The 1580-nt window shown below is 62.8% G+C and carries 4 protein-coding genes; all 4 read left to right on the top strand.

What is annotated here, in order from left to right; translation table 11 throughout:
- Window positions 1-719, top strand: a 719-nt coding sequence (locus KF708C_RS34060) for a replicative helicase loader/inhibitor (RefSeq protein ID WP_063923114.1), incomplete at its 5' end; no start/stop codon positions are given.
- Window positions 716-883, top strand: a complete 168-nt coding sequence (locus KF708C_RS36330) for a hypothetical protein (RefSeq protein ID WP_156174067.1) — start codon at window positions 716-718, stop codon at window positions 881-883. The genes KF708C_RS34060 and KF708C_RS36330, both read left to right, overlap by 4 nt.
- Window positions 880-1281 (top strand): DUF1064 domain-containing protein, encoded by a 402-nt coding sequence (locus KF708C_RS34055; RefSeq protein WP_231586670.1) that lies wholly within the window; start codon window positions 880-882, stop codon window positions 1279-1281. The genes KF708C_RS36330 and KF708C_RS34055 overlap by 4 nt, the downstream gene beginning before the upstream one ends.
- Before the next feature lie 24 nt (window positions 1282-1305).
- On the top strand, window positions 1306-1580 hold a 275-nt coding region (locus KF708C_RS34050; protein ID WP_197090472.1), incomplete at its 3' end, for a hypothetical protein.

The raw sequence follows: 1580 nt of genomic DNA, 5'->3' as shown, positions 1-1580 counted from the left end.
GGGCCGAATTCGCACAGGTTGTGCGCACGACGTTCAACAACTACGGCCGCGAGGCTCCCATGCAGGAGACGCTGCGCATGTGGTGGGGATTGCTCGCGGAATTCGAGATTGTGACTGTGCGCCTGGCATTTTCGCGGCACGTGGTCGCCGATACGAAGTTCCCGCCGTCCATCGGGCAGATCCTCGAAATCCTGAACGCCGGCAACAAGGCACGGCGACTCGGCGCGGAAGAAGCGTGGACGCTCGCGGTCAAGGCGTGCGACGAAACCGAGACGGTCATCCTGAATGACGAGATCGCGCAGGCGTGGGGCATCTGCAAGCCGGTCATGGATATCGGCGACGAGATTGGGGCGCGGATGGCGTTCAAGGAGGCGTACCAGCGCATCACCGCCGCGGCAACCGACCCCGTGAAGTGGTGGCCGTCCATCGGCAGCGACCCGCACAAGCGCGATGCTGCGCTGGCCGAGGCGAAGTGTCAGGGTCTTCTGCCAGCGTCCCATGTCGCCGCGCTCTTGCCGCCTCCGATGCCGACCAACGTCACGGGCAACCCCGAGGGGTTGCAGCGCGTGAAGGACGAGATCGCGAAGATGAATCTGTCGCGCATGGATCGCGTTGTCGCGCGGGATGCCGCAGTCAAGGCAGAACGCGATGCAGTCATCGCTGCCAAGCAGGCTATTGCTGACCGAATTGCGCAATACCGGAAGGGAGCGCAGCAATGATGACGACGATGAAATGGCCTGAAACGATGCTCGAGCATCGCAATGACGGTCGCGATTGGGCGAGGCGAATCCTTGCGCGCGAGAACGCCGGCGAGCGTTTCACCGTGACGGTCATCGACATGGCCAAGCGGGCGCTTGGCATGGAAATCGGAGTGGTGGCATGAGCGCAGAAATGGGTTCGCTCCATGCCCTACATCCAGCACGTTCGGGGCAGTCCCGCATGCGCGCTTTAGGCCGGCTCAAGACCGGCGCCATGAACAAGACCGAGCAAGCCTACGCGCAGCACCTGGAATTGCTCAGGAATGCCGGCACGGTGCTCTGGTATCGCTTCGAGGGCCTGAAGCTTCGGCTCGCGGATAACACGTTCCTGACGGTGGATTTCGCAGTGATGGTCGCCGATGGTCAGCTCGAGATGCACGACTGCAAAGGCTCGAAGGCGATCTATCAGGACGATGCCAAGGTGAAGATGAAAGTGGCCGCAGAGCAGTACCCATTCGTCTTTCGGGTGGCATTCCCGAAGTCGAAGAGAGAAGGCGGCGGCTGGTTGATTGAAGAGGTCTAAAAAGACCAAACAACGGAGAGTGAGATGAAAGAGGATAACTTTGAGGCGGCGCCGGACTGCCCCACCTGCCACGGTAATGGCATGATCGGCGGCCCGAGCTACCACGCCCCCGATGAGGGCGGCGTGCCGTGCCCTGACTGCTGGGTGCCCAGCGCTGGAAAGGATGCACAGCCGGCTCAGAACGCCGCCGCCCTACGCGATCTCGCACAGGCCCTGGCATGGCAGTGCTTCGGGGAATGCCGCGGATACTCGGAGCGGCTGCTGTCGCCGATAGAGGCGCTGGCGGCGGCGCGCGATGC

It is taken from the genome of Cupriavidus basilensis (assembly GCF_000876015.1).
Lineage (GTDB): Bacteria > Pseudomonadota > Gammaproteobacteria > Burkholderiales > Burkholderiaceae > Cupriavidus > Cupriavidus basilensis_B.
The sequence above is the reverse complement of the archived record's forward strand: the minus strand, read 5'-3'. Positions and strand labels throughout refer to the sequence as shown.

Bases quoted from the DNA above. Each gene is read 5' to 3' on its own strand.
- KF708C_RS36330 (WP_156174067.1), top strand. From the start codon at position 716: ATGATGACGACGATGAAATGGCCTGAAACGATGCTCGAGCATCGCAAT.
- KF708C_RS34055 (WP_231586670.1), top strand. From the start codon at position 880: ATGAGCGCAGAAATGGGTTCGCTCCATGCCCTACATCCAGCACGTTCG.